Source organism: Cupriavidus sp. GW823-FHT06D04 (assembly GCF_058795055.1).
Genome location: NZ_JBXAHL010000041.1, coordinates 47737 through 74241, shown reverse-complemented (window position 1 = coordinate 74241; position 26505 = coordinate 47737). Strand labels below are relative to the sequence as shown.

Sequence of the window (26505 nt, the reverse complement as noted above, 5' to 3'; positions counted from 1 at the left end):
AGCGGGATATCAAGCCCGACTCCCTCGGAACAATGGAACTTGTGCGCCGTCATCCTGCCCTCCGTTGTAATGTAGAAAGGAAGTCTTGCTCGGGCAAGCCGATACGGCGTTCCACCGGGGCAAGCTGCTAATTGAAGTGTGAGACGCAGGAGCGGCGCGCCGCGCAGTCAAATGGGAAGGGCGTCTCGCTAACTCCGGAGTATCAGCTCGGAGTAGCGAGAGTGTGCCACTCACTGGAGTGCAAATTGAGCCCCGAATCAGCGAATTACTTTTGAGGAAAAATCAACAATGGAACGGCGGTGCGCAGTCGGAGGCAAAAGTCATGTCACCCAAATTACGTCGCTTGCTCCCCGCCCAGAATGTCGTCCCCACTGCACAGACTCGTCGCAGCGTCGGTCACTAATTGCACACCGTGATGCCCAAGCACTCTCTGTGTGTCTGCGATGGGTCCGGCAAGAGCCAGTGCAGGGCAGGAGCACCTAGACCGGGTCGCACTTCGAGGTTGGATGAAGGGCCCCGAAACGTGCACCAAGGGGCGCCTGCGGAGCAGTCCAGCTAATTCGCGCTTCTTTTCACGTCAGTCCGGCAAATTCCGGTTCTGAGACGGCCGAGCCGCGACAGAATTAGCTGTTAACTCATTGATTTGTTGGGAGTCGCAGCCCGGCGAATTCCGGTTGCTCACAGTGTTGTGTACGGAACCGGAATTCGTGAGACTACGTGCTTTTCTGTGAGACTAGAAATTTGGAATTAGTGCGACTGCCGCGCGCTTGCCTTGAGACCAGGCGGGCTGCGCGCTAGGAGCGCGAAACCCGCTTCCCTACAGCCCCGTACTTGTGGGGAAGCACTGACCGGGGGGGGCGCATTTGACTGCTATCGGCCAAAAAGCGTCACTCGCCCGTCGCGTCACTCGAACGTTCAGACGTCGGCTCCGCCCAGCAAACGGCCGTTCGATTTGCGAAGACGAATGTTGCTTCATCGGCCATAGCGGACGGTTGCAGCCTTGGCAGCGTGTCTCCGCGCGACGCCAATGGGACTGCAGACCCCGTTCCAGGGGAGCCCGCGCTGGCGTAGTGGGCATGCGAGTGCGGCGGCGTCACGCCGTGGGTGCTGCGAGCGTTCGCACCACAACTAGAACAGAAGCCCTTGGGCGCATCCGATCTTGCACACAAGTCAGGCGGCACACGCCCTGTTGTGCCAGGGCGGAACCCAAACCTACGCCTCTGCGTGACGTGAAGGAATGGATTTCCCTGTCCAGCGTTGCAAAAACCGCTGGCTCTACAGACAGGGGCAAGTGGGACGGCGCAATGCGGACTGCGTGTAATTCCCACCCGCAATCGTCTCAGCGCGTTCTCATTCCGAGTTCGAGCAGGCTCCAGGCCGCGCCGATTAATGCCTCTGGACTCACGGATTCCGGCCGCATCGCATCTTTCCTCAATGCCAGGCAAAGAACCCCATCCATCATGGCCCAGAGGGCATTGGCGGTGTTTTCAGGGTTGAGGCGTGGATTGATGTAGCCGGCCGCTATGCCATCCCGAATGATGGCAGCGAGCTTGGAATTCTGGTCTCGGGTCATCGATGCGATTCGTGTAATGGCCTCCGGTTCTTCGGGGGGGTTAGCCAGGATGCGGAACTGCTCTGGACGCTCAAAGGCGAAGCGCACATAGGCGCCGAATATCCGCTGGGCACGCTCCTCTGGTGTGCCGGCACCGTCATAAGCCTCGTCTATGTATGCCCGGTTTTCCTCCATGGCCCGCTCAGCAATGGCCATCAGCAGCGCGGGCTTTCTGCCAACACGGTTGTAGACCGTTTGCAGAGAGACGTCTGCTCGTCGGGCAACCTCTTCGGCCGTGACTGCGGCGACGCCCCCCTCAATCAGGAGTTCCTCAGCGATATCAATCAGGTTCCGGCGCATATCGGCCGCCCGCCGTTGGGTGCGTGTCAGGGTTGGTGTATTCATGGAGGTTGACTTTACCACTTCCCATTATTAGAGTTTACTCCATAGTTGGATATAACTCCATGGAGACGATTATGCGGCGGCTTGATGTGATGTTCCCCTCCGAGGGGTTCGAATGCGTCGCATGGCTTTACCTGCCTGACGGCACCCGTCCAGCTCCGGTGGTTGTCATGGCCCATGGCCTGGGGGGGACCCGGGAAATGCGGCTGGACGCCTTTGCCCAGCGCTTCTGCGAGGCTGGATATGCCTGCCTGGTCTTCGACTACCGGCATTTTGGTGGCAGCGAGGGCGAGCCCCGGCAACTGCTGGACGTGACCAAGCAGTTGCAGGACTGGAAAGCGGCAATCGCCTTTGCCCGGATGCGCGCCGACGTGGATGGCAGCCGGCTGGTGATCTGGGGCACGTCATTTGGTGGCGGCCATGTGCTGACCACGGCCGCCGATAACCACCAGGTGACGGCAGTCATTTCGCAGTGCCCATTCACCGATGGCATGGCCTCCAGCTTTGCCGTGCCCCCGTGGACCTCCATCAAGGTAACCGCGAGGGCTATGCGTGACCAGATCGGTGCTTCGCTGGGGGCGGCCCCCATAACGGTAGCGCTGGTGGGCAAGCCCGGCGCTACGGCGCTCATGGCGGCGCCCGATGCCGAGCCGGGTTACATGCAACTAGTACCCAAGCACTCGGCCGCGACCTTTCCCAATTTCGTCGCCGCGCGCTTTGCGCTCCAAATCATCCGGTACTTCCCAGGCCATAAGACGCCGCGGATTACCTGTCCGGTGCTCTTTTGCATCTGCGATCCAGATACCGTCGCTCCGACCTACACCACCCTCCGCCACGCCATGCGGGCGCCGAAGGGCGAAATCAAGTTCTACCCCTACGGCCATTTCGATATCTATGTCGGCGAGGCCTTCGAGCGTGTCGTTCACGACCAGATCACCTTTCTGCGTCGCACTGTTCCCCTGAACTGAGGACTTGCCATGGCTAAATACAACTTTCACGGCCGTGTGGTCGCTATCACAGGCTCTACCGGTGGCTTGGGCGCTGCCGTTGCTACTGCCTTGGTCGCAAAGGGCGCCAACGTTGCCTTGTTCGACATCGATCGCGCTGCGCTTGAGGCCCAAGTAGGGGCACTGGGTGATCGAGCTTTTGCCCATGAAGTGGATGTGCGCTCGCTGGACAGTATCAACCGGGCGATGAGTGCGGCGGCGCAGCATTTCGGTGGCCTCGACATCATTGTGGCAAACGCTGGCATTGACTATGTAGAGCCGCTGATTTCCGCCACCCCTGGGAAATTCGAGCGTGCGATCGACATCAACCTGACGGGCGTATGGCGCACCTTCCATGCCGGTCTCCCGCATGTAATGCAGCGCGGGGGATACCTGATGGCCGTTTCCTCCATGGCGGCTTTCGTCCACTCTCCCCTGCAAGCTCACTACACGGCGAGCAAGGCGGGGGTCTGGGCGATGTGCAACAGCATCCGACTAGAGGTTCGTCATCTGGGCGTTGGTGTAGGCAGCGTGCATCCTACGTTCTTTCAGACTCCAATGATGGAAGCGATCCACGCTGATAAGGCGGGAGTGAAGCTTTGGAGCGGCAATCAGGGAGGTCTCTGGAAAATGATTTCTCTTGAAGACGTTGTCGCCGGGATTCTGCGCGGCATTGAACGTCGTAGCGACATGGTCGTGCTGCCGAAACAGAACACGCTGGTCGCGAAGGCTCCCGGATTCTTCCGGTCATTCGTGGAAGCGCTCGGTTTCAAGCAATCGGACATCAAGGAAGCCATCGCACTAACAGTGCGACGCTGAGGGCTTGTTCAAGCAAACACGTTCAACGGAGATCTGAATGGCATACGATCTGCACGACAAGGTAGTGCTGATTACAGGCGGCGCGGGCGGAATCGGAGCGGCAACTGCTCGAGCCCTTTATGAAGCGGGAGCGAGGCTGGTTCTAACCGATGTCACAAAGGAGAGTGTCGATCTGATCGCCGCCTCGTTCGACTCAAAGCGCGTTCTGGCCTTGGCGCTGGATGTGACGGACATGGCTGCAACAAAAGAGGTCATTCAACGCTCGATATCTCGGTTTGGCCGCCTAGACGTTGCATTTGCCAACGCTGGGATTTCGTGGCGAGGCAATCCGGCCACCGTTTATACATGCGATGAAGCCGAGTTCGAACGCATCATCGAGGTGGACTTCCTTGGCGTTTGGAGAACGATAAAGGCTGCGTTGCCCGAGGTTGTGCGCAACCAAGGACAGATCGTGGTGACTTCGTCGGTCTATTCCTTCGTGAATGGCATGGTCAACGCACCCTATGCGGCGTCCAAAGCCGCCGTCGAGATGCTGACCCGCTCACTCCGTGCCGAACTGGGCGGCACGGGAGCCACAGCTAGTGTCGTCTACCCTGGCTGGGTTGCCACCCCGATCGCCAAGGTGGCCTTTGGGGGGCACGACCTCGCTACGCAGATGAATGAGCAAGGCTTCCCTGCCTTCTTGAGGCATCCCGTGCAACCCGAAGAGATCGCACGGGGTGTCGTCCTGGGTCTAAAATGTCGCAAGCCGCGCATCATGATTCCGCGGCGATGGGTGCCACTTTCCTGGCTGCGGGGCCTGTTTGCTACTGTCACGGATTGGCATATCGGTCGTCATCGAAAGATGCAGTCTTTGATTCGCCGGCTGGAAGAGAGGGCGTTACGTGGATGACCGAGGACACGAACAGGCCGATTTGGCCAACTACTGCCCGGAAGTGTCAATGCCATAGAGCGGTCGTTTGCCACCGCTTTCGATCAGGCGCGAATGACCGCAATGGCCGACCAGCTGCCGGAGCGAATGTTAACGCGGATGACCGTTGGACCCGTATAGCCGCCATCGAGGTGACGAAGCCTCGAACGGCGCAAATGGGTCGAGGCTGTGTGAAAACGTCTCGATCACCTAGACTGGATCAACGCATTCAGATTGGGGGACCGGATGAAGCGATTCATAGAGGGTGAAGACCGCAAGCAAGCTACGCTGCTTCCAGAATGCCTCGATGATTTCATCGCCGAGGATAACCCCGCCAGGATTATCGACGCGTTTGTTGAAGAGTTGGATCTCGAGTCGCTCGGGTTCGAAGGAGCCAATCCTTCGACCACAGGTCGCCCCTCATATCATCCTGCCGTCCTGTTGAAGATATATATCTATGGCTACCTCAACCGGGTCCAGTCCAGCCGCCGTCTGGAACGCGAATGCCAACGCAATATAGAGCTGATGTGGCTGACCGGCCGACTGGCGCCGGACTTCAAGACGATTGCAGACTTCCGCAGGGATAACAGCACGGGCATTCGCAATGTCTGCCGTCCTTTCGTAGTTCTGTGCCGAGATTTAAAGTTGTTCTCGCAGGCCCTGGTCGCCATCGACGGTAGCAAGTTCAAGGCAGTCAATACTCGGGACCGCAATTTCACCGCCGGCAAGGTCGACAAGCGCCAGCAGCAAATCGAGGAAAGCATCCAGCGGTATCTGAGCGCGCTGGAGACTGCGGATCGCACGCAGCCGGCGGAGTTAGAACTCAAGACAACTCGACTGCGCGAGAAGATTGCGCAATTGCGTCAGCAGATGCATAGCCTTGACCAGATAAAGGAAGATCTCAAGACGCTGCCAGATGGTCAGATCTCGATGACCGATCCTGATGCGCGCTCGATGGCGACAAGTGGCAAGGGCTCTGGAATGGTCGGCTACAACGTACAGATGGCCGTAGATGCCAAGCACCATCTGATCGTCGCTCATGAGGTCACCAATATTGGCAATGATCGGGCGCAACTCAGCTCGATGGCTCGAGCCGCTCGCGATGCAATGGGTAAGACCAGGCTTAAAGCCATAGCTGATCGTGGCTACTTCAGTGCGCAGGAGATCAAGGCGTGCGCGGATACGGGCGTTGCTGCCATCTTGCCCAAGCCAACGACGTCTAGCGCGAAGGCGGGAGGTCGATTTGATCGGGCGGACTTCATCTACATTGCCCGAGACGACGAATATCAATGTCCCGCCGGCGAACGTGCGATATACCGCTTCACCAGAGAAGAGCATGGACTGCAGCTACGCCGCTATTGGAGTAGTGCTTGTCCTCAGTGCACCATGCGGTCTCAATGCACGCCGAGTCCGTACCGGCGCATCTCCAGATGGGAGCATGAGGAAGTGCTGGAGGCCGTCCAGCGCCGGCTCGACAAGACGCCGGATGCAATGACGATTCGCAGGCGAACCGTCGAGCATGTCTTCGGAACCTTCAAACATTGGATGGGCTACACGCACTTCTTGACGCGCACGCTACCGAATGTAGGAACTGAAATGAGCCTGCATGTTCTGGCGTACAACCTGAAGCGCGTCCTTCGAATTCTCGGATTCTCGAAAACAATGAAGGCCATGCGCCTGGTGGGTACGTAAGCACCCATTTGCGCCCAAAAAATGGGGCTGACGACCGCGCTCAGGGGCCCCTTACCGCTGTTCGCACCCGTTCCGACGCCGCCCACGACCGGATTGGCCGAAAATTCGATAAGGCAGGCTACGCCCCGGAGGGGATGCGCATTGGTGCGATTCGAGAGACGTTTCCACACGGCCTCGGTCGCAAAGAGACAGTGAGCGACCGGTGCGGGGCAGTCCAACGAATTCGCGCTTCAATTCAGGTCAGTCTCGCTATTTCCGGTTCTCATCCGAACGAGCGCGGACCGAATTGGACACTAAGTCCTTGATTTTTCGGAGAACGCAGTCTCGAGAATTCCGATTCCTCACAACTTTTTTGTAGGAAACCGGAATTAGTATGACTCCCCTGGCGTGGGGGCAAGAGGCTGGCCCGCCGCGAGGAATCAAACGCGGGTTAGCATGACTGCCAGAGCCGCACGGTGTGGACAGTGCCACACCCAGGCGATTTCCGGCGCGGAGGCCAGCATGGAACACGATAGCACGCTGTATGTCGGCTTGGACGTCCATGAGGACTCGATCACGGTCGCTTACGCACTCGGCGCGGGCGAGGTCGAACTGCTTGGCAAGATCGGTACCTCGAACGCCGATATCGATCGCCTGTGCAAGCGCCTGCAGTCTAAAGCGCGCCGGATCCGCATCGTCTACGAGGCGGGCCCTTGCGGATATGGCCTTTACCGGCAGCTTGCAGAGAAGGGATTCGAGTGCATGGTGTGCGCGCCGTCGCTGACCCCGAAGAGCGTGCAATGGACCTGACGGTCGGTACACAGTTCACCTCTGCTGACTAAAGCAGTGAGTGGGTCAAGAAATCGACGGGGCGGCCGTCAATACGGGCAACTCCATTTCCTGTCTGCGTCATGCGTTACATACCGATCCGAGACCAACACTTTGCTACCCTAGCCCGCGACCGCGCTGACTGGCGGGCACGAGCGGAACGAAGCTTTGATGTCGAAGATCTCATTCGGGCATGCGTTCCGCATGCCGCCACTTGCGATCCAAACATTGTGGCCGACGCGATCCGCGAGTGGTTCAATAGTTTCGACGATGGCATTCCGACATGGCGGCTGGCTTCGCAAGATCGATAAAAAGGCCCGCACGCGGCGTCTCGGCGGCTTGGGCCGTGGCCGAAACCGCTGTATGGACAGGCAGTCTAGGTTCGGCGCCGGGACAGCGCACGACCGCTGTCGGCCAGCGGTCGTTACGGTGTCTCGGTCCCGACGGTTCAGGGTCGGTAAAGTGCCAGTGAGCAACCGGTGAGGAGCACGGTAACTACTTCCGGGATGGAAAGCGAAGAGACGTGTGCGAAAAGGCGCTCGCACCGCAGTCGAGCTAATTGCGATTCTCGTCATGGCAGTCCAGCTATCGGGACACAGCAAGGTCGGGCTTCAGCCTGGGCTATGAAACCGGCCCCCTGGGTGTGGCGGCTGTCTATGATGAGGTAGCTGGCACGACCGTGGCCACCGAGGGGCAACAAGAGTCACAGGGCATCGTTTGCCAGCACTGATTTCGGCAGTATCACCACTTATCTTGGCTATTGCTACAGGTGCGTGATCGCGCAGCCGTCGGCCTCTACGGACAATCTCTACTGGTGAGGGGCTAACTGGAAGCTAAACTCTGCGTGGTCGCTTACAGGCGCCGCATACGATCAAGCTGTCCGGGACTCCCAGGCAGATCCCTGGCTGTTCATGGTATCGGCAGACTACTCGTTCTCGAAGCGCACCGATACGTAATCTGAACGTCGCGCACGCGCAACGAGGTCGGCTCCACACCTGGGATCAATGGCTTCAATACAGTGACCCAGTTCGGAGGCGTGCTCGGTTCGAGGCACAGGTTCTGAGTGCCGTCAGGAGACTGGTAAGGCAGTGCGGCTGCGACGAGATCGCACGACGTCGCCGCCTGCGAACACATTCGCACTAGGCGGGTCCGCGTCGGAGTCGGCTTGGCTTTAACCGGTCGCCCTTCCGGTTCTTCCAACCAGGAACCACGTATTCAGTTCACCCAGGCCCTTGGCCGCTATCGGGCCGCGCTGCTCGAGCGCAAACGGTTCGCCAAGCCGCCGCCGGGTCGCGTCGGTAACCTGCACGCGACCAGGTACGCCGTGGGATTCCATCCGGCTAGCGATATTGACGGCGTCGCCCCACAAGTCATAGATGAACTTGCGCCTGCCGATCACACCGGCTACCACGGCACCGCTATTGATGCCAACGCGCAACTGCAAGCGGTAGCCGGTTCGCTCATTGAAACGGCCCAGCGAATCAATCATGTCCAGCGCCATATGCGCCGCCCGATCAGCATGATCGGCCGCGGCCACAGGAAGTCCCGCGGCGGCCATGTAAGCGTCGCCGATCGTCTTGATTTTCTCGAGCCCGTGGCGGTCGGCGATGCTGTCGAAGTCGGCAAATATCTCGTTTAGCACCGCCACAAGCTGCTCGGGCGTCATGCCGGCAGAGAATTGGGTGAATTGCACGAGGTCTGCGAAAAGCACCGACACTTCCTGAAAGCTATCGGCGATGACTTCCGGGGGGCTGGAGCCGATGAGGTCGGAACGCGCTTTCAAACGCTCGGCAATTGGGAACGGCAGCAGGTTGAGCAACAATCGCTCTGATAGCTGTTGCTCGTGAACGAGGTTCTCATAGAGACACCTGAGTTCATCGCTCTGGCGAACGATCGTCTCTCGGCTGGCTTCCAGTTCGTCTACCTTTTGCTCAAGTACTTTGCCGTTTCTCAATGATTCCTTGTGTAGCAGGCGTACTTCCAGCATATTGCGCACGCGCATCAACACCTCGGCGAGCTCAAACGGCTTGCTGACGAAATCCTTCGCGCCGGCTCGCAGTGCGCGCAGCTTGTGGTCGGGATTGGCGGTAACCACAATCACGGGAAGGTAACTGTCCGCCTCCACTTCAGCAAGCGCCTCCATGACCTGGAAGCCGTCCATGCCCGGCATTTGCAGGTCCAGCAGGATCAGGTCATAGTGGTTCTGGCTGTGAAGCTCGCAAACTGCACGGGCATCGGTTGTTGAGGCGATGCACAAGTAGCCAGCCCCGCGCAGCATGTGTTCAAGCAACAGGACATCGGCCTCCAGATCGTCGACGACCAGGATCTTTGCCGCAAGAATCTCGTTAAGGCTGATCATATCGATCCACCCGCTTCATTGAGGCTGCCCAGTGCTCTTCCTTGTCTCTTCTAGGGCCTCGTCCAGTGCCTCCATAAGCTCATTGAGTTTGATCGGCTTGGTCAGGTAGCGAAAGAACCCTGCTTTGATACCTTTTTCGATATCGCGGGGCATCGCATTTGCGCTGAGGGCTATGACAGGAATGTGCGCTGTATTGGGATCTTCGCGGAGGATTTGCAGGGCTTCCACGCCGTTGATATCAGGCAGATGGATGTCCATCACGATCAGCTCCGGCAATGCGCTGCGCGCAAGCTCAATCCCAAGCATCCCGGTCATCGCGGTAAGCAAACGCATATCGGCGCGACGGGCGATGAGTTGTTCGAACAGCTTGAGGTTGGCGGGATTGTCTTCGACATACAGCACGGTCTGAACCGAAGCGTGGTTCCCTGGTTGTGGTTTCGCAGGTACCGCAGGCTCGCTGCTCTCATTTTTGATTTCCGGCGCGAGAGCGGCACCGAGTTCGACCCAGAATACGCTGCCCGCCCCAGCGGTGCTTTCGACGCCGATGGCGCCTCCCATTAGCTCGACCAGTCGTTTGGCCACTACGAGGCCAATGCCCGTGCCTTCTTCAGGCCCGGCTTCCTGGCCGAGGCGGTTGAACGGCTGAAATAGCTGCGCCAGCCGTTGTGGTACCAATCCCTCGCCGGTGTCGCGCACGCTGATGCGAACCCGATCCCCGCCGGCCGCGCAGCATTGCACCTCCACCGTTCCCTGGCGGCGGTTGTACTTGATGGCGTTGGAAAGAAGGTTGAGCAGAACCTGCTTCAGCCGGGTGTGATCCGCGCGGACAAAACAGGTGGGGTCGATCGATGGAAAGAGCAAGCGAACGTCTCGCTTCTGTGCCTGCTGGTCGAGCATGTCATGGCATTCGCGTAAGGCTTCGGCCACGGAGACCGCCTCGGGCGACAGCGACGCTTGCCCGGCCTCGATTTTTGCGAGATCGAGTACCTGATTTATCAGTTCCAGCAGATGCCATCCGGCTTTCAGGATCTGGTCAATACTAGTCTGCTGCGATGGATTCGGTGGCGGTGACTCGGAGGCCATCAGCTGCGCGAAACCCAGAATTGCATTGAGCGGGCTGCGCAACTCATGGCTCATGCTAGAGAGAAAATCCGATTTGGCCCGGTTGCCGCTTTCGGCCGCCGCCTGCGCCTGCTTCTGGTCGTCTATGTCCGTAGAGGTCCCGAACCACTTGATGATATTTCCGTTGCCGTCCTTGAAGGGTATCGAACGGCAAAGAAACCATCGATAGACACCATCGGCAGCTCTTTTTAGACGGAATTCTATTTCGAATTCGCAGCCGTTCTTTATGGCATTTCTGGCGCGATCGTTGGTGATCAGCAAATCGTCCGGATGGAGCGCCTGGCCCCAACCCCATCCCGACAACTGATCAAGGCCCATACCTGTATAGATGACTCCCGGCCGGTTTACATAGTCGACCCCACCATCAGGCATTGCCGTCCATACGATATGCGGCAAGGCATCCGCGAGCAATCTGAAATACTTCTCTCCCTCGTCAATAACGGACTCGGAAGTTGGCAACCTTGCCGATGGATGTGCATGCTCTTTTCGCATGGCCTGGCCCGGACCCTGGAGGCAACTATGTTCTCTCGACCGGAGGGGAGACCTGCCGTATCAACCGTTCGGCGGTCCTGGCGGCAACTGGGGGAATTCGCGATTATCGGGCGTCACGGATCCTCCGCCCGATAGCAGGCTGCTGGGGGTCACCCCGAACGCCTGCTTGAAGGTTCGGCTGAAGTGAGCTGCATTGTTAAAGCCCCACCGATACGCGACGTCCGTCACCGTCTGCGTGCTCGCACGAGAGAGTTCGCGGAAGCAGACCCTTAGCCGGCGGTCGCGGATCCATCGGCTGACGGTCCTGCCCGTGCCTGCAAACGCGACATGCAGCGTGCGCACCGAGATGTCGTGTGCGGCCGCAATCGACGAGGCGCTCAGTTCGGGATCGTCCAGATTATCCTCAATGTACTGCTCGATACTCATCATCAGCGACGCCCGGGGCGACTGCCGCCCGGACGAGACCGTAAGCGCCGAGTCAAGCATGTCGAAGAACGACTGGCAAGCCGTCGCCAGGGCGGTGTCGGTGAGATAGTCGAGTTCCCGGGCGATGGCCTGAAGCTGGTCGCCGGCGACCGCGCAGAGGCCGGAGCCGACGCGTACCGGCACTGCTGCACCAGGCCGCGCCGCTGCGCTGGCTACTCCATAAGGCACGCGCTCGCGAGGCAAAAGCAGGTAGACCTCGCGATGTGGTTCCACGGCTTCGAAGTCGTATGCCAGCTCACTGTCCCAGATCAGCAGGTGTTGGGGTTCGAGCACGACCTTGCTGCGGTCCGCGTATCGGCACACCAGTCGTCCGCCCAGATTCATCAGCACTCCCACCATGGGCTCAGCGGTGGTATCTGGACGTTGGCCGATGATGCGGCCACTGCGCAACTCTCCGACCGTCAGTCTGTCCAGCTTGCGGTACCGCGCTGACACGTTGAAACGGCGGGGCTCCGGAAGCGAAAGTGTCCACGTCATGTGCAGCTCGGGGAGCATGGCACTGCACGCGTCCGTAATGTGCTCTTGAGCCAACCCGTGGGTCGACCACGTCGCTGTTGCTGCCATGGCAGTCCCTCCGTCGGCGAATGGTCTGGCAATACAAACATCCATGTTGAAACCGCCCTGACGCCATGTCAAGCGCATGCGCGTGCAGGGTAAACCTGATCCTTTCCTGCGCAAATCGGCAAATTGCGCGCGCTCACAGGCAAGCGAAGGTCCTTGGCTGGCCGCTACATTGCAGCCCTAAGAACAGTCGTGAAACCACTACAAAGGAGGAGACAGTGAGCGCACTGCATCCAGTCGTCATCTACGGCGCCAGCGGCTACACCGGCCGGCTGGTGGCCGAGTATCTGCGTGAGTACAGTATTCCATTCGTGGCTGCGGGGCGAAACCGGGCCAAGCTGCAGGAGGTCATGAACACTGTCCCCGGGATCGAAACCGCGGACTACGAGATTGCCGAAGTCGATGGCTCTGTCGAGTCACTAACTGCGCTCTTCAAAGGCAGAAAGGTCGTCTGCAATATGGTCGGCCCATTCCTGCGCTATGCGCCGCCGGTTCTGGAAGCCGCGCTGCAAGCCGGATGCCATTATCTCGATACCGCCGGCGAGCAGGAGCACCATCTGCAGCTGCTTGACGAGTGGGGCCCGAAGTTTGCGGCGGCCGGGCTGGTGGTGTCCACCGCGGTGTCGATGCAGTACGCCATTCCGGACATCGCCGCCCGCATCGTGTTGGAGACGCCCGGCATCGACACACTGGAGTTGGGCGAGTACGTCAGCGCGGTGCCAACTGTCGGTTCCACCCAGTCGATCTTCGACGTGATCCGCACGGACTCCTACTATCTTGAGGACAACGTCCTGAAGAAGTACAAGGGCATTGTCCAGCAGGACATGGTTGTGCCTGGCACCGGGCATGTTGTTCCTGGCCTCCAATGGGGCGGTACCGCACTGCCGGTGTTCTTCCGGGACGACCGTCGGGTGCGCAACTGTCGCATGTTCGTGGCCATGCGCAACGACAAGGGTGACATTCCACAACAAGTGCGCGCCGCGGAACGCATGTTCAAGGTTGTGTTCCAGTGGCTGCCAGAGGACAAGCTTTACCCCGTGCTCGACCGGGTAGCTGCCAGTATGACGCCGCGCACGCCGCCCCGCGAGAACCGGCAAGTTCATCGCTCTATCGACTGGTGTACGGGCCGCGGCAACAACACCACGGCACGGGCGGTCATCCACAGCACATCCGGCTATCAGATTACCGGTCTGGTCCAGGCCTACGCCGCAATGCGGCTGATCGGCAACACGTACAACGGCGTCGGGTTCCGTTCACCCGCGCAACTGCTGGGCCATCGCGAACTCATGGGTGCCCTGGAGGCCTATGGGCTCGCGCACGTGACCGAGGAGACGGGGTCGTGAACGAGATGCCGGTTTGGATTGTCGGCGTCGGCATGACCGCTTTCGGGGTTCGGACGCAGGCTTCGGTCAAGGATCTGACGAGGGAGGCGGTGACGGAAGCGCTTTCTGATGCCGGTGCTGACATTGGCGCCATCGAGGCTGCCTATTTCGGTAACACCTGCCAGGACGTGCTGGAGGGCCAGGTCGTCGTGGCCGGCCAGATGGCGCTGCGCTCGATGGGTTTCGAACGCATACCGATGGTGAATGTCGAGAACGCGTGCGCCACCGGTGCCACGGCACTGCACCAGGCGGTCATGCACGTACGCGCCGGCGCTGGCGACATCGTGCTTGCGGTGGGCGCGGAGAAGCTCAACATCGGCGACAAGCAGAAGTCCCTCGGCGTATTCGACGGCGGTGTTGACGTTCACGACCGGAAAGGCGTTCGTGCAGTGCTGGCCGAACTCGGTGGCACAGCCCCAGACGATGCGCAGCCGCGCAGTCTGTTCATGGATGTCTATGCTGCGCTCGCCCAAGCCCACATGGATGCGTTCGGGACGACTAAGCAGCAGCTCGCACTGATTGCCGAAAAGAACCACGCACACGCGGTGCACAACAACCTTGCGCACTTCCGCGTGCCGATGTCGATGGAGGAAATCCTTTCGGCACGCCCGGTATCCGGGCCACTGACGGTTCCGATGTGCGCGCCGCTCACCGACGGTGCCGCGGCGGTGGTGGTGTGCAACGCTGCCGGCTTAAGGCGTCTCGGTGCCCGCAACCCGGTGCGGATACTGGCCACGGTATTGCAGACCGGCACGGTGCGCTCGCTGTCAGCCTGGGACCGTTCGGTCAGCCGGCTCGCAGCGCTGGCGGCTTACGAGCAGGCTGGAGTGGGGCCAGGCGATGTGTCCGTGGCGGAAGTCCATGACGCGTCAGCGTTCGGTGAGCTCTTGCAGACGGAACTGCTTGGCTTTTGTGAGATCGGCGCTGGCGGCAAGTTCGCCGAGTCCGGTGCTACCAGGCTGGGGGGCCGGCTGCCCGTCAACCCGTCGGGCGGCCTGGAATCCAAAGGCCATCCTATGGGAGCTTCCGGCATAGCGCAGATCTACGAGCTCGTGCATCAGCTTCGTGGCAATTGCGCAGCCCGCCAGGTTCCCGGCGCTCGCATTGCGCTCGCGGAAAACGGCGGCGGCCTGTACGCCGGCGAGGAAGCCGTTGCGGCGATCACCATCCTCGGCGCTTGACCATCAGCATGGAGAAAACAATGACCTACGAGACACTTAACGTCCGGCGCGACGGCCGGATTCTGCACGTCGACTTCAACAACCCGCCACTGAACCTGATGAACATCCAGATGGTTGGCGAGTTATTCGATCTCTCCGCGTCGCTGGCGTTCGACCAGGACACTGCGGTGGTGGTCTTTGGCAGCGCCAACCCTGAATTCTTCATTGCGCATTTCGACCTGAGCGACCTGCTCCGTTCCATGAGCGACCCGGCCGTGCCGCAGAGCCGCTATGACGACATCAATGTGTTGCAGGCGCTCACGACGGCGTGGCAGATCCTGCCTCAGGTGAAGATCGGAGTGGTCGACGGGATCTGTCGCGGGGGCGGCCTGGAGTTCTTGCTCGCGATGGACATGCGCTTTGCCACCCCAGAAAGCCGGTTCTGCTTTCCCGAGGTCAGTGGCGGGATTTTGCCAGCCGGGGGCGGCACCACGCGGCTGGCGATGCAAATCGGCCCGGCTCGTGCGCGCGAGGTGATCCTGTCATCCCGCGACTTCACGGGTGAGGAGGCTGCTGCCTACGGCATTGTCAACAGTGTCCTTTCGCGCGAAGAGCTGAAGACCTACACGAACACACTGGCACGCGACGTCGCCAGGCGTCCGGCAGGCACGATCGCGGCGATTGCCGAAGTGTTCAAGGGCATGTCTGGTGCTGCAGTTGAAGCGCAGTTCGCGGGATTCACAGGCGAAAACGCGGCACTGAGGAAGCTCCTTGAAGCGCCTGCCGCACGCGAGTTCCTGGTGAAGATGGCTGCCATGCAGAACGTCGAGCACGAACGCGATCTTCCGGCAACGATCGCCGCTGTTCAAGAGAGGCAGTAGCCAGAGAACGCAAAAAGGAGACACTGAAATGACACAGAAACTTGACCGCGATGGGTCCGTGCGGCCCGGGCTGCCTCACGTTGAGCTGACCGGCTTCGAGATCCTGAGCGATGACGAGCGTGTGGTCCAGGATGCGACCCACAAGTTCGCGCGGGACGTGATGCGCCCCATGGGAATCGCAATCGACAAGCTCAGCGCGGAAGAGTCCATCGCGCCCGGCTCACCGTATTGGGACTTCATGCGAATCGCCGTGGAGTCTGGAATCGGATTTGATGCCGATCCGGGCGATGTGCCGCCGCAACTGCTGGCCCGTCTGCAGGCGATCGTCATCGAGGAGCTCGGATGGGGCGACATGGGGCTCACGGTGTCGTTGGCCGCCGCCGCATTCGCGAACATGATGGCCAAGCGAGTCGGCAACCAGGAACTGATCGAGCTGACCGAGGGCAAGCTTGGATGCTGGATCGCGACGCAGCCCGACCGCGGCTCGGATGGCACGATGCTATACCCGGACGAGCGGCACCCCAGCGCAACCCAGGGAAACAAGGGAAATCTGACGGCGAAGGTGAGCGGTGGCGACATCGTCATCAACGGTCAAAGCTCAGCCTGGGTCTCCAACGGTCCGGTTGCCCAGGTCGCAATCATGTCGATCGCCGCCGATTATGGTGATGGGTTCTTCGACGACGGCGGCCACCCGCGCGGAGTCGAGGTCATCGTTCCCCTCGACCTGCCCGGGGTGAGCCGTGGCAAGCCGTTGGAGAAGCTCGGCCAGCGGGCCTTGCCCCAGGGTGAGGTGTACTTCGATAACGTGAAGGTGCCGGTGCGCTATGCGGTGTCGCTTGGCGATGATTACTGGCGCGGGCACGCAAGCACATGGTCAACAGCGGGCGTGGGGATGGGGCAGATGGCGACGGGCTTGGCACGTGCGGCTTTCGAGCTTGCCATGCAGTACGCCCATGAGCGGCGCCAGGGTGGTGCACTGCTCGCCGAGCATCAAATGGTGCAATACCGGCTCGGCACCATGGCTCGCAACGTGGAGACCATGCGTGCGGTGGCCCGCCGTGCGACGGAGTACACGGTGCTCTCGCCCGCCAAGCATCCGTACTACACCGGCGGGTCCAAGGTGACCTGCACAGACCTTGCCTTTGAGGTGGCAGACGAGGCGCTGCAGATCTTTGGCGGATACGGCCTCACTCGCGAGTATCCGTTGGAGAAGCTCTTCCGGGATGCCCGCGCCGCGCGGATTGAAGATGGCGAAAACCATCTTCTGAACATGAAGTTTGGTTACCTGAACGCGCTGCTGTACCGCGCCAGCTTGTAAGAGAGAAAGTTGTATGGCTATTACCGATTTTTTTGATCGCGGCTGGCGGGCTGCCCCTGACCGGGCAGCCTTTATCGCCGAAGAGCGGACCTTCACCTACAAGGAGATTGGCGAGCTGTCGTGCCGCGTCGGCAATGCGCTGCTGAGGCAAGGCATCGATCGCGAAGCCAAAGGCGCGGTACTCGCGAGTAACGACCCGACCGCATGGGCTTGTGTGCTCGGACTGTGGCGCGCAGGGTTGGTGTGGGTTCCGGTGAACCCTGTCAATCCGCCTGAGGAGATCAAGCGCCTATTGGACGGCTTCGACTGCGAAGTATTGTTCTGCCACGAGCACTACCTGCCGTTAGTGAAGTCGCTGCGCAGCCATCTGAAGAAGCTGCACACCTTGATTTCGCTTGGAGAGGATCGCGAAGCGGCATCGGCTGTTGGCGGGATCACGCTTGCGACGCTGTTGGATGGAGCGTCAAGCGCGGTCCCTGACCACATTCCGGAGCCGGACTCCCTGGCTGGGGTCATGCCGACCGGGGGCACGACTGGCGCACCGAAAGGTGCGATGAACACGCATCGGAGCTTGTCGGTTAGCGCGCTGCACCAGATGTTTGCCGCTCCGTACTCGTCCGACGAGCAGATCGTGAACCTGGTTGCGGCACCAATGACGCATGCCGCGGGTACCCTTACGCTACCGTGCACCGCTCGGGCAGGCACGATTGTCGTGATGAACCGGATGGATCTGAACCAACTGGTCGACCTGATCGAGAAGCATCGCGTCACCGAGTTATATCTGCCTCCCACGGTGATCTACCGACTGCTGGAGATGCCCGGCATCGAGAAGCGGGATTTCTCCTCGCTGAAGTACTTCATCTACGGTGCAGCGCCTATGTCCACAGAGAAGCTGCGGCGCGCGATTGAAGTCTTTGGGCCAGTGATGTTCCAGGGATACGGGCAGGCCGAGGCGCCTTCTGCGATCGCCTTTATGCGGCCTGAGGAGCATTTCCGCGATGGCAAGATCGCTGAGGACGCAAGGCTGTCGGCGGCGGGTCGGCCGGCGCCGCTGGTCCGCGTCGAGATCCTCGACGAGAACGGCAAGATCCTCCCTACTGGAGAAATCGGCGAAATCTGCGTGCGTGGCGACCTGTTGATGGCGGGGTATTACAAGGCTCCGGACAAGACCGCCGAGACGATCGTTGACGGATGGCTGCACACCGGCGACGTAGGCTACCTCGACGCAGAAGGCTTCCTGCACATCACCGACCGCAAGAAGGACATGATCATCACCGGCGGGTTCAACGTTTACCCGAGCGAGGTGGAGCAGGTCGTCTGGACCCATCCGGCAGTGCAGGACTGTGCCGTCATCGGTATCCCGCACGCGGACTGGGGTGAGGCGGTGACCGCGGTGATCGAGCTGAACCAGGGGGCTCAAGCGACAGAGGAGGAAATCCTTGCGTACTGTCGGCCCAAGCTCGGCGGAATCAAGACACCGAAGAAAGTCGTGTTCGTCGACGCGCTGCCTCGCAGTGCCAACGGAAAGGTATTGAAGAAAGACGTGCGCGAACCGTACTGGCGGGACCACGAGCGCAGGATTTGAATAGCAAGCGGCAGGCCACGATCCGACGTCTTCCAACGTGGATCGTGGCGCAGCGTGCCGAATTTCTGCGGAATGACCAAAGACAACAATGACTGCCGTCTCGGCCCTCTGGCTGAGTGCGGAAGGAGAGGAGGAGCAACATGACCAGACCGGTGGCAGTCATCACGGGGGCGGCCAGCGGAATCGGCCTCGCAGTGGCCGGGCGGCTTGCGAAGACGCATTGCCTCGCACTGCTGGACATCAATGGCGAAGCCGCTGAGAAGGCCGCGGCGGCTCTCGATCAACCAGCCATCGGCCTGCGCTGCGACATCACCGATTCCGCGTCGGTGGTTAACGCTGTGAACCGTGTGGTCGAGCACTTCGGGGCGATCGATGTCGCTGTATCCAACGCAGGAATAGGCACAGTCGGTGCAGCGCGGCACCTGGATCCGGACGTTCTTGCTGCAGTGCTGGATGTGAACGTGACGGGAAACTGGCGGTTCATGCACGCGTGCCTGCCACATTTGATCAGGAGTCGTGGCTACCTGCTTGGGATAGCCTCGGCTGCGGCGATTTTCGCACCGCCTGGCGAATCGATGTATGCGGCGAGCAAGGCGGGCCTGGAAGCACTGCTTAATGCAATCCGCGTGGAGGTCGCCCACCTCGGCGTTGACGTGGGTGTGGCTTATCTGATGTTCATCGACACGCCGATGGTGCGCGACGCCGATCGGGAACATGCTGAGTTCGCCCGGATGCGGGCAATGTTGCGCGGTCCGGCCGGCAAAACTTACCCGGTGTCACTGGCGGCCGACCGTCTGGTCCAAGGCATCCACAGGCGCAAGCGCCGCGTGTTCGTGCCGGCGTCGCTGCTGGTCCAGCACGTTCTGCGTGGCGCTATCTCGAGGCTTCTCGACTCTGAGTTCCGGCGCATGGCAATCGAAGTCGATCGGCTTACCGAGGATAAGGTGAATGAGCGCGGAAGGTTTGCGGCAGCACTGAGCGAGTCGGTGCTGACGGCACGCGACGGCCGATCCGGAATGGGCTGATCCCGGAACCTTCACGCCCAGCACGCGCTCACGAACGCGCGGCGCATCCCGGTGGACGGGCTTCCCGTTCAAGCGCTGCAAACTGAGCGGGCCCATGTGCCCCCTCAGGAGCGCATTGAATGCCCCTAATACCCAGCGTTTGAAATTCCTGGACGAACCCGCCGCCCGGCGGGTTCGCGCAAGCTGTTTTTTGCGTGCAGAAGACACGCGAGATCTTAATAACTAAATGGAGACGGAGACAACCATGGAGCGGTGGCGATATGCCGGGACAATGAGCCTGGTCAGCGCGGTACTTATTGCAGCAATGGGTAGCAGTGCGCACGCGCAGAGCGCAGGGGATAACGTCGTGAGTGTGGGATGGGCTCACATCGCCCCCCAGACAGGAAGCGACCCTGTCAAGGTGACCAGCATCGGAGGGGTTCCGATGAATAGCGAGGTGCCTGGCTCCTCAGTCGGTGCGCGCAGCCTCGAAACGGTGGGCATTCTCGCCGAGCATTACTTTACAGACCATATTGGTGTGGCGCTTCTTGGAGGGTTTCCAATGAGGACCCAGCTAGAGGGGCGCGGCACGTTCGGGGGGTATGGTGTGCTGGGAGATGCGCGCACGTGGTCACCTGAGCTGTTGCTCCGCTACCACTTCGGTCAGCCGGAAAGCCGTTTTCGCCCATTCGCTGGCGTTGGTGTCTCCTATACATGGTTCACCAATGCGCGGGTCACCAATGATGCGTTTATCACGCAGAAATTCGGGCCTGGCGGGTCGGCAACTGCCGAAGCCTCGAGTTCATGGAGTCCGGTCGTTCAAGTGGGACTCGACTATCGGATCAGCAAACATTGGTCGGTGGGCGCGCTGGTTGGCTACATGCCCAGCGACACTAACGTTACCCTGAAAGGACGTACAGCACAGGGCGTGGAGGTGGTCAGTCAGACGAAGGTGAGGCTGCGCCCCATCATCACGTTCCTCAGCGTCTCATACACGTTCTAGCGTGTCGTCGGAGTCTTATGCGGGCCATTTGAAGAAACGGCCTGCTCTGGCTTTCCATATCGAGAATATGGGTAGCCGGAGTTATTCAGGCTGGAGTTAACAAAAGCTTTTCCATAAAAGCCTTTCGCTCAGCCTTTTGCTCATCTGTTCCCTGATGCGACAGCAACGCCTCTGACAGTTCATAGCTGTATAGCATGAATGCTCGTGCACGCGCTTCCGAGATACCGAATCCCAGGGCGCTGAAACACTGAGCAACATAGGATAGCCGCTTGGCATCCACTTCATCCAGGATCTGGCGTGCGCGCTCGTCGCGACGTGCCCAGGCGCGTATGGCCAGTTCGGTGGACGCAGCTTCCTGTGCCGAAGCGCCGCGGAAGGGCAGCGAGAGCAGGTCCTTGATCAGTTCGCGCGGGGGAAGGTTGCGCCGCTCAAATCGATAGATGATCTGCTCGGTGGCCTCATCGCGCCATGACTCAAGCATGCGGCGCAACAGATCTTCCCGATCCTTGAAATGCCAGTAAAAACTGCCGCGCGTCACCGCCAGCTCCTTCGACAGCACCTCAACGCGCACGGCGTCCACGCTGCGGCTCACCAACAGGTCGCGGGCGGCTTTGATCCAGTCTTCCGGTGTCAGGCGCGCGGAGGCTGCTGCGCCCGGTGTGGCTTTGGTCATATGTTCTCCGTAGGCAACGGCCAAAATTTTACTACCGAGCCACAATTCACTATTGTACGGTGCGGAAATCGCTTTGTCTCGGGTAAACCCCATGGTTTTCGCGGAAATATGGCCTTGACTCGATTGGCTTCACTTCCTACCATACACATACGTATGTGTATGGAGACGAAAGCGATGAGCAAGTTTGACGGGGTCGGTTCCACCCTGGTGGCCGCCGGGCACCAGACCAACTATTTCGATGTGGGCGCCGGCAAGCCGCTCTTCCTGCTGCACGGCTCGGGGCCTGGCGTTTCGGGCTGGAGTAACTGGAAGGGCGTGATGAGCGAGCTGGCGCAGTCGTTCCGCGTGATCGTGCCGGACATTGCCGGCTTCGGTTTCACCGAGTTCAAGAACGGCACCAAGTACGACATTAAGCTGTGGGTCAGCCACCTGGTCGGGATCATGGACGCGCTGGAGATCGAGCGCGCCTCGTTCGTCGGCAATTCGTTCGGCGGAGCGCTGTCGCTGGGGCTGGCCGTGTTCGATCCCAAGCGCGTGGAGAAGCTGGTGCTGTTGGGCACGCCCGCCGGCGAGTTCGAGCAGACCCCGGGGCTGCGCTCGGCCTGGGAATATGAGCCGTCGCCGGAAAACATGGAGAAGACCATGCGTCTGTTCCCATATGACCAGTCGATCATCACGCCGGAAATGGTGCAGTCGCGTTATGAAGCCAGCGCCCGTCCCGGCGCCCAGGAGGCGCTGCGCAAGTTGATCCCGCAGCCGAACGCCGAGGGCCCGACCCTGGTCAAGGGCTTCCCGGAACATGTGGTGGCCAAAATCGAGGCCCCGACGCTGGTGCTGCATGGCCGCGAAGACCGCGTCGTGCCACCGGCCTGCGGCCAGCTGCTGGCGCGCGCCATCCCGAATGCCGACCTGCACCTGTTCGGCCGCTGCGGCCACTGGGTGCAAACCGAGCGCCGCGCCGACTTCCTCAAGCTGGTCTCCCATTTCATCGCCTGACGCCATGAGCCGTAACGTACTCGAGCGGGTGCTGCATCAGCTGACCGTGGATCGGTCCGCCAAGCAGCGCTTCCGCGATGATCCGCAGGCCTTCCTGCTGCGCTTTGCACTGAGCGAGGGCGAGCGCGCGATGCTGACTGCCTTTGATGTGCTGGGGCTGCAGCAGGCCGGCGTGAACCCGATGCTGACCATGGGGTTCTGGCAAGAGCTCTCGCCCGAGCGCGACATGCGCGCCTACATGAAGAAGCTGCGCCTGGTGGGCGCGAATGAGGCGCTGCACAGCGCTGCCCTGAAGCAATAGGTAAGCAGAGATCAGAGATGGGACAAATCGTAGGCGGCTTCCTGGTGCCGCATGACCCGGTGATGTTCGTGGCGCCGCAGGCGCCGGCAGCGACCGTGCAGGCCCGTATGTGGGGGGCGTTTGCCACCTGCGCCCGGCGCCTGGCTGATTTGGAGCCGACCAGCGTCATCGTGGTAGGCGCCGACCACTACATGCTGTTTGGCACGACCTGCCTGCCCAGCTACCTGATCGGCACCGGCGATGTCGACGGTCCGCTGGACGCCATGCCGGGCCTGAAGCGCGGGGTCATCCCGAACAGCGAAGGCCTGGCGACGCATATTGTCGCGGACGGGCAAGCACGCGGCTATGACTGGGCGGTCGCCCGTGCCCTGACGGTGGACCACGCCATCGCCATCCCGAACCAGCTGATGGTCGAGCCGATGCGCGAGGCCGGCCGCGAGGTCGGCACGGTGCCTGTGTACCTGGCCGCGGGCGTGGACCCGTACATCCGGATCGCGCGGGCCATCGAAGTGGGGCGGCAGATTCGCGAAGCGGTGGAGTCGTTCGACGCCGGCGAGCGCGTGGCCGTGATCGGCAGCGGCGGCATCAGCCACTGGGTGGGCACCGCCGAGATGGGCCGCGTCAACCCGGCGTTCGACCGCGAAATCCTAGACTACGCCGAGCGGGGCGACCTGGCCGCGCTGGCCGCGCTGAGCGACGAGTACATCCTCGCCAACGGCGGCAACGGCGGCATGGAGATCCGCAACTGGGCCTGCGCCATGGGCGCCCTCGAGGGCGCTCGCGGCGAGGTGATCGCCTATGAGGCCGTGCCGGAATGGGTGACCGGCCTTGGTTTCGTGCAGCTGCATCTGCAGTAATGCACGCAGACGGAACGCAGAGATGAGCAAGAAAGTATTCCTCCTGAAGCGCGATGCGCTCGAGCCCGGCCAGGTGTGCAAGGTCGAAACCAACGGCTGCCCGCTGGCGGTCTACAACGTCGACGGCACCTTTTATGCCACCAGCGATATCTGCACGCATGCGACCGCTTCGCTGTCCGACGGCGAGATTGTCGACGGCGACCTGATCGCTTGCCCGCTGCATGACGGGCAGTTCCATATCCCCACCGGCCAGGCCATGGCATTTCCCTGCACGGTGGACCTGCGCACCTACAAGGTGATCGAGGACGGCGACGAAATCTACGCCGACCTCGAGCGGGAGTCCGAATCCGCTACGTCGGCCATTTGAGGTAATTGACATGACACACGACTGCACAGGCAACTGCGAACGCCTGCGGAAGGATCCGGTCAGCGAACCGCTGAGCGGCCTGGATCGCCTGATCGATCTGGACGTCGGCCGGCTGTCGCGCCGGGTTTATTGGGACCGCCGCATCTACGAACAAGAGCTGGAGAAGATCTTCGCGCGCAGCTGGCTGTTCTTGGCGCATGAATCCCAGATCCCCAAGGCAGGCGACTATGTCACCACCTACATGGCGGAAGACAACGTCATCGTCGTGCGCCAGAAGGATGGGTCGGTCAAGGCATTCCTCAATACCTGCCCGCATCGCGGCAACAAGCTGAACTTCACCGACGCCGGCAATGCACGGACCTTCGTCTGCAACTATCACGGCTGGGCCTTCGGGATCGACGGCGCGCTGCGTGGCATGGCCGGACAGGAACTGTTCGAGGACAGCGGCATGAACCGCGCCGAGCACGGCCTGCACCCGGTGGCACAGGTGGCGACCTACAAGGGCCTGGTGTTCGGCAACATGGACCCGGATGCGCCTTCGCTCGAGTCTTACCTGGGCGACTTCCGCTACTACCTCGATGTGATGCTCGACATGGACGGGCAGGGCACGGAGTTCGTCGGCGGCTGCGTGAAGTCGGTGATCAACTGCAATTGGAAAGTCCCGGTCGAGAATTTCATCGGCGATATCTACCACGCGCTGTGGACGCACGACTCGGCAGCCCACGCGATGCTGGGTGGACCAGTTGCCGAGGTCTACAAGGATCCGGATTCCTATCACGTCAACTACAACGGCCACGGCTGGGAGTTCAACCTGGACGTGGTCGGCAACGCGGCGACGCTGGGCGACAAAGAAATCCGAAAGTACCTGTACAGCATCCAGCCAAAGGTGGCCGAACGCCTGGGCGAGTTCCGCTCCAAGATGATCGGTTCGATCTCCTCGGTCAGCGTGTTCCCGAACCTGTCTTTCCTGCCGGGGCAGAACACCTTCCGGGTATGGCATCCGCGCGGCCCGGGCAAGATCGAGCTGCACACCTGGACCATCGTCAACAAGAGCGCGCCGCAGGACATCAAGGACCGCTGGCTGAAGGGAACCATGATGACCTTCTCGCCGTCGGGCGTGTTCGAGATGGATGACGGCGAGAACTTCGAGTTCTCGACGCGCACCAACGCGGGCTTCGTCACGCGGCAGCAAGACCTGTACATGGGCCTGGGCCGCGGCACGCGCCTGGACGACAGCGGGCTGCCGGGCAACGTCTACCGCAACCAGGTGAACGAGGCCAACCACCGCGCGTTCTACCAGCGCTGGCTGGACCTGATGCGCGCGCGCAGCTGGAATGAAGTGCCGGCGCGCGACCAGCCCAGCCTGGAAGACAGCGCATTCACCTACCAGAACAGCGCCAAGGAGGTCGCATGAGCGCGGTGCCGCAATCCCTGCCTGAAGTGAAGGGCGAACAAAAGGTCAATCGCGAGACCGCCCACCGCATCGAGCAGTTCCTGTTCCGGGAAGCGCGCCTGCTGGACAGCGAAGCCTGGGAGCAATGGCTGGCGCTGCTGACCGACGACATCCACTACTGGATGCCGGCGATCGAGAACCGCCGCCGCGCGGACAAGCTGGGCGCCTATGCGCCGGGTCGGGGTGCCTTCTTCGACGACGACCACCTCGACCTGGAACGGCGGGTGGCGCGTTTCAAGCAGCCCTCAGCGTGGGCCGAGGATCCGCCGACCCGGCACGTGCATGTGATCAGCAACGTCGAAGCGCTGCATGGCGCAGCGCAGGACGAGTTCATCGTGCATTCGGTCTTCGTCAACTACCGCAGCCGCGGCGAAGCCGACAACGACCTGCTGCTGGGCCGCCGAGAAGACCTGCTGCGCCTGCTGGATGGCGACTTCCGGATTGCGCGTCGCAAGATCGTGATCACGCAGTCGCTGTTTATGTCCAAGAACCTCAACACCTTCCTCTGATCATGGGCTGGCTGGATAACGATGTGGCGCTGGTCACCGGTGCGAACTCCGGCATCGGGCTGGCGGTGGTGCGGCGCTTCCTGGACGAAGGCGCGAAGGGGATCGGCGCGCTGGTGCGCAGTGCGAGCGGCGCCGACAGCCTGCGCAAAGAGTTTGGCGACCGCGTGGCTGTCACGGTTGGCGACGTGCGTTCGCCGGACGCCAACGCCGAGGCGGTGGCCACCACGCTCAAGGCATTCGGCAAGCTCGATACGCTGGTCGGCAATGCGGGGGTGTGGGACTACTTCGCGCCGCTGCGCAAGTTTGCCGACGGGCAGCAAGTGGCCGATACCTTCCGCGAAGTCTTCGACATCAACGTCCTCGGCTACCTGCTGGCCGCCTATGCGGCAGCGCCGGCGCTGCGCGAAAGCCACGGCAGCATGATCTTCACGCTGTCCAACGCGGCCTTCTATGCCGGCGGCGGTGGGCCGGCGTACGTGGCCTCGAAGCACGCCGGCGTCGGGCTGATCAAACAGCTCGCATACGAGCTCGCCCCGGATGTGCGTGTCAACGGCGTGGCCCCGGGCGGCACCGTGACCCCGCTGAAGGGACCGGAATCGCTGGGCAAGCAAGGCTCGAAGCTCTCGGAGATTCCCGGCTTCGGCGATGCCGCGGCGGACGCGGTGCCGCTCGGCTTCATCGCGCAGCCGGAGGACCACGCCGGACACTACGTGCTGCTGGCTTCCCGTACCAACTCGCCGGCCACCACGGCTGCCATCCTGCAGAGCGATGGCGGTTGGGAGGTACGCGGCCGCTCGGCGCGGCGCCCGCGCGACTGATCACTGACAA

The 26505-nt window shown here is 61.2% G+C and carries 23 protein-coding genes and 1 pseudogene; 19 read left to right on the top strand and 5 right to left on the bottom strand.

Going from position 1 to position 26505, the window contains the following annotated elements; genetic code table 11:
- Positions 1-1339 precede the first annotated feature (1339 nt).
- Complete coding sequence (locus tag AC1Q7H_RS33370) at positions 1340-1957, bottom strand: TetR/AcrR family transcriptional regulator (RefSeq protein ID WP_153955153.1); 618 nt, start codon at positions 1955-1957, stop codon at positions 1340-1342.
- 59 nt (positions 1958-2016) lie between these two features.
- On the opposite strand from AC1Q7H_RS33370, the gene AC1Q7H_RS33365 reads away from it, so the two are divergent.
- The 5 genes and pseudogenes from AC1Q7H_RS33365 to AC1Q7H_RS33345 all read left to right on the top strand — a co-directional run.
- A complete protein-coding gene (locus AC1Q7H_RS33365; protein WP_228772532.1) occupies positions 2017-2922 on the top strand; it encodes an alpha/beta hydrolase in 906 nt (301 codons plus the stop codon).
- A gap of 9 nt (positions 2923-2931) precedes the next feature.
- The gene (locus AC1Q7H_RS33360; protein WP_153955154.1) at positions 2932-3759 is read left to right on the top strand and encodes an SDR family NAD(P)-dependent oxidoreductase; all 828 of its coding nucleotides are present in this window, start codon (positions 2932-2934) and stop codon (positions 3757-3759) included.
- A 37-nt stretch (positions 3760-3796) separates the two neighbouring features.
- Complete coding sequence (locus AC1Q7H_RS33355) at positions 3797-4651, top strand: SDR family NAD(P)-dependent oxidoreductase (protein WP_492382193.1); 855 nt, start codon at positions 3797-3799, stop codon at positions 4649-4651.
- Between the two features lie 264 nt (positions 4652-4915).
- Positions 4916-6361 (top strand): IS1182 family transposase, encoded by a 1446-nt coding sequence (locus AC1Q7H_RS33350; protein WP_492382192.1) that lies wholly within the window; start codon positions 4916-4918, stop codon positions 6359-6361.
- Positions 6362-6862: 501 nt separating this feature from the next.
- Positions 6863-7132 (top strand): annotated as a pseudogene (locus tag AC1Q7H_RS33345) (IS110 family transposase); the annotation flags it as partial.
- 1207 nt (positions 7133-8339) lie between these two features.
- Here AC1Q7H_RS33345 and AC1Q7H_RS33340 read toward each other — a convergent pair.
- Genes AC1Q7H_RS33340 through AC1Q7H_RS33330 form a run of 3 tightly spaced genes read right to left on the bottom strand, consistent with a single transcriptional unit; the run spans position 8340 to position 12191 of the window.
- Positions 8340-9527, bottom strand: coding sequence for an adenylate/guanylate cyclase domain-containing protein (locus tag AC1Q7H_RS33340; protein ID WP_492382191.1), 1188 nt, complete (start codon positions 9525-9527; stop codon positions 8340-8342).
- Positions 9528-9542: 15 nt separating this feature from the next.
- Positions 9543-11141 (bottom strand): PAS domain-containing hybrid sensor histidine kinase/response regulator, encoded by a 1599-nt coding sequence (locus AC1Q7H_RS33335; RefSeq protein ID WP_492382190.1) that lies wholly within the window; start codon positions 11139-11141, stop codon positions 9543-9545.
- Between the two features lie 60 nt (positions 11142-11201).
- Positions 11202-12191 (bottom strand): helix-turn-helix domain-containing protein, encoded by a 990-nt coding sequence (locus AC1Q7H_RS33330; RefSeq protein WP_153955161.1) that lies wholly within the window; start codon positions 12189-12191, stop codon positions 11202-11204.
- A gap of 215 nt (positions 12192-12406) precedes the next feature.
- Here AC1Q7H_RS33330 and AC1Q7H_RS33325 point away from each other — a divergent pair, with 215 nt between their 5' ends.
- The 7 genes from AC1Q7H_RS33325 (at position 12407) to AC1Q7H_RS33295 (ending at position 20521) form a co-directional block, all read left to right on the top strand.
- Entirely contained in the window at positions 12407-13531 is a 1125-nt protein-coding gene (locus tag AC1Q7H_RS33325; protein ID WP_354685698.1) for a saccharopine dehydrogenase family protein, read from the top strand.
- 5 nt (positions 13532-13536) lie between these two features.
- A complete protein-coding gene (locus AC1Q7H_RS33320) occupies positions 13537-14751 on the top strand; it encodes a thiolase family protein (RefSeq protein ID WP_153955211.1) in 1215 nt (404 codons plus the stop codon).
- Between the two features lie 20 nt (positions 14752-14771).
- Positions 14772-15611 carry an enoyl-CoA hydratase/isomerase family protein gene (locus AC1Q7H_RS33315; RefSeq protein ID WP_153955163.1) on the top strand — a complete coding sequence of 280 codons (840 nt, stop codon included), beginning with the start codon at positions 14772-14774 and terminating at the stop codon, positions 15609-15611.
- 28 nt (positions 15612-15639) lie between these two features.
- Entirely contained in the window at positions 15640-16929 is a 1290-nt protein-coding gene (locus AC1Q7H_RS33310) for an acyl-CoA dehydrogenase family protein (RefSeq protein ID WP_153955164.1), read from the top strand.
- 13 nt (positions 16930-16942) lie between these two features.
- Positions 16943-18514: an AMP-binding protein gene (locus AC1Q7H_RS33305; protein ID WP_492382189.1), complete on the top strand. Its 1572-nt coding sequence runs from the start codon at positions 16943-16945 to the stop codon at positions 18512-18514.
- A gap of 140 nt (positions 18515-18654) precedes the next feature.
- The gene (locus AC1Q7H_RS33300; protein ID WP_153955166.1) at positions 18655-19539 is read left to right on the top strand and encodes an SDR family NAD(P)-dependent oxidoreductase; all 885 of its coding nucleotides are present in this window, start codon (positions 18655-18657) and stop codon (positions 19537-19539) included.
- Positions 19540-19783: 244 nt separating this feature from the next.
- Positions 19784-20521, top strand: coding sequence for an OmpW/AlkL family protein (locus AC1Q7H_RS33295; protein ID WP_492382188.1), 738 nt, complete (start codon positions 19784-19786; stop codon positions 20519-20521).
- A gap of 85 nt (positions 20522-20606) precedes the next feature.
- Here the strand turns inward: AC1Q7H_RS33295 and AC1Q7H_RS33290 are convergent, their stop codons facing one another.
- Positions 20607-21194 (bottom strand): TetR/AcrR family transcriptional regulator, encoded by a 588-nt coding sequence (locus AC1Q7H_RS33290; protein ID WP_153955168.1) that lies wholly within the window; start codon positions 21192-21194, stop codon positions 20607-20609.
- A 174-nt stretch (positions 21195-21368) separates the two neighbouring features.
- On the opposite strand from AC1Q7H_RS33290, the gene AC1Q7H_RS33285 reads away from it, so the two are divergent.
- From AC1Q7H_RS33285 to hcaB, 7 genes are read left to right on the top strand one after another with little or no spacing between them, the layout of a single operon-like run.
- Positions 21369-22190: an alpha/beta fold hydrolase gene (locus AC1Q7H_RS33285; protein ID WP_492382187.1), complete on the top strand. Its 822-nt coding sequence runs from the start codon at positions 21369-21371 to the stop codon at positions 22188-22190.
- A gap of 4 nt (positions 22191-22194) precedes the next feature.
- A complete protein-coding gene (locus tag AC1Q7H_RS33280; protein WP_153955170.1) occupies positions 22195-22491 on the top strand; it encodes an extradiol ring-cleavage dioxygenase in 297 nt (98 codons plus the stop codon).
- A 17-nt stretch (positions 22492-22508) separates the two neighbouring features.
- Positions 22509-23348 (top strand): DODA-type extradiol aromatic ring-opening family dioxygenase, encoded by an 840-nt coding sequence (locus AC1Q7H_RS33275; protein WP_153955171.1) that lies wholly within the window; start codon positions 22509-22511, stop codon positions 23346-23348.
- 22 nt (positions 23349-23370) lie between these two features.
- A complete protein-coding gene (locus tag AC1Q7H_RS33270) occupies positions 23371-23715 on the top strand; it encodes a non-heme iron oxygenase ferredoxin subunit (protein ID WP_153955172.1) in 345 nt (114 codons plus the stop codon).
- A 10-nt stretch (positions 23716-23725) separates the two neighbouring features.
- The gene (locus AC1Q7H_RS33265; protein WP_153955173.1) at positions 23726-25129 is read left to right on the top strand and encodes an aromatic ring-hydroxylating dioxygenase subunit alpha; all 1404 of its coding nucleotides are present in this window, start codon (positions 23726-23728) and stop codon (positions 25127-25129) included.
- Positions 25126-25677 carry a 3-phenylpropionate/cinnamic acid dioxygenase subunit beta gene (locus AC1Q7H_RS33260; protein WP_153955175.1) on the top strand — a complete coding sequence of 184 codons (552 nt, stop codon included), beginning with the start codon at positions 25126-25128 and terminating at the stop codon, positions 25675-25677. The genes AC1Q7H_RS33265 and AC1Q7H_RS33260 overlap by 4 nt, the downstream gene beginning before the upstream one ends.
- Before the next feature lie 2 nt (positions 25678-25679).
- Positions 25680-26495 carry a 3-(cis-5,6-dihydroxycyclohexa-1,3-dien-1-yl)propanoate dehydrogenase gene (gene hcaB, locus AC1Q7H_RS33255; protein WP_492382186.1) on the top strand — a complete coding sequence of 272 codons (816 nt, stop codon included), beginning with the start codon at positions 25680-25682 and terminating at the stop codon, positions 26493-26495.
- Positions 26496-26505 lie beyond the last annotated feature (10 nt).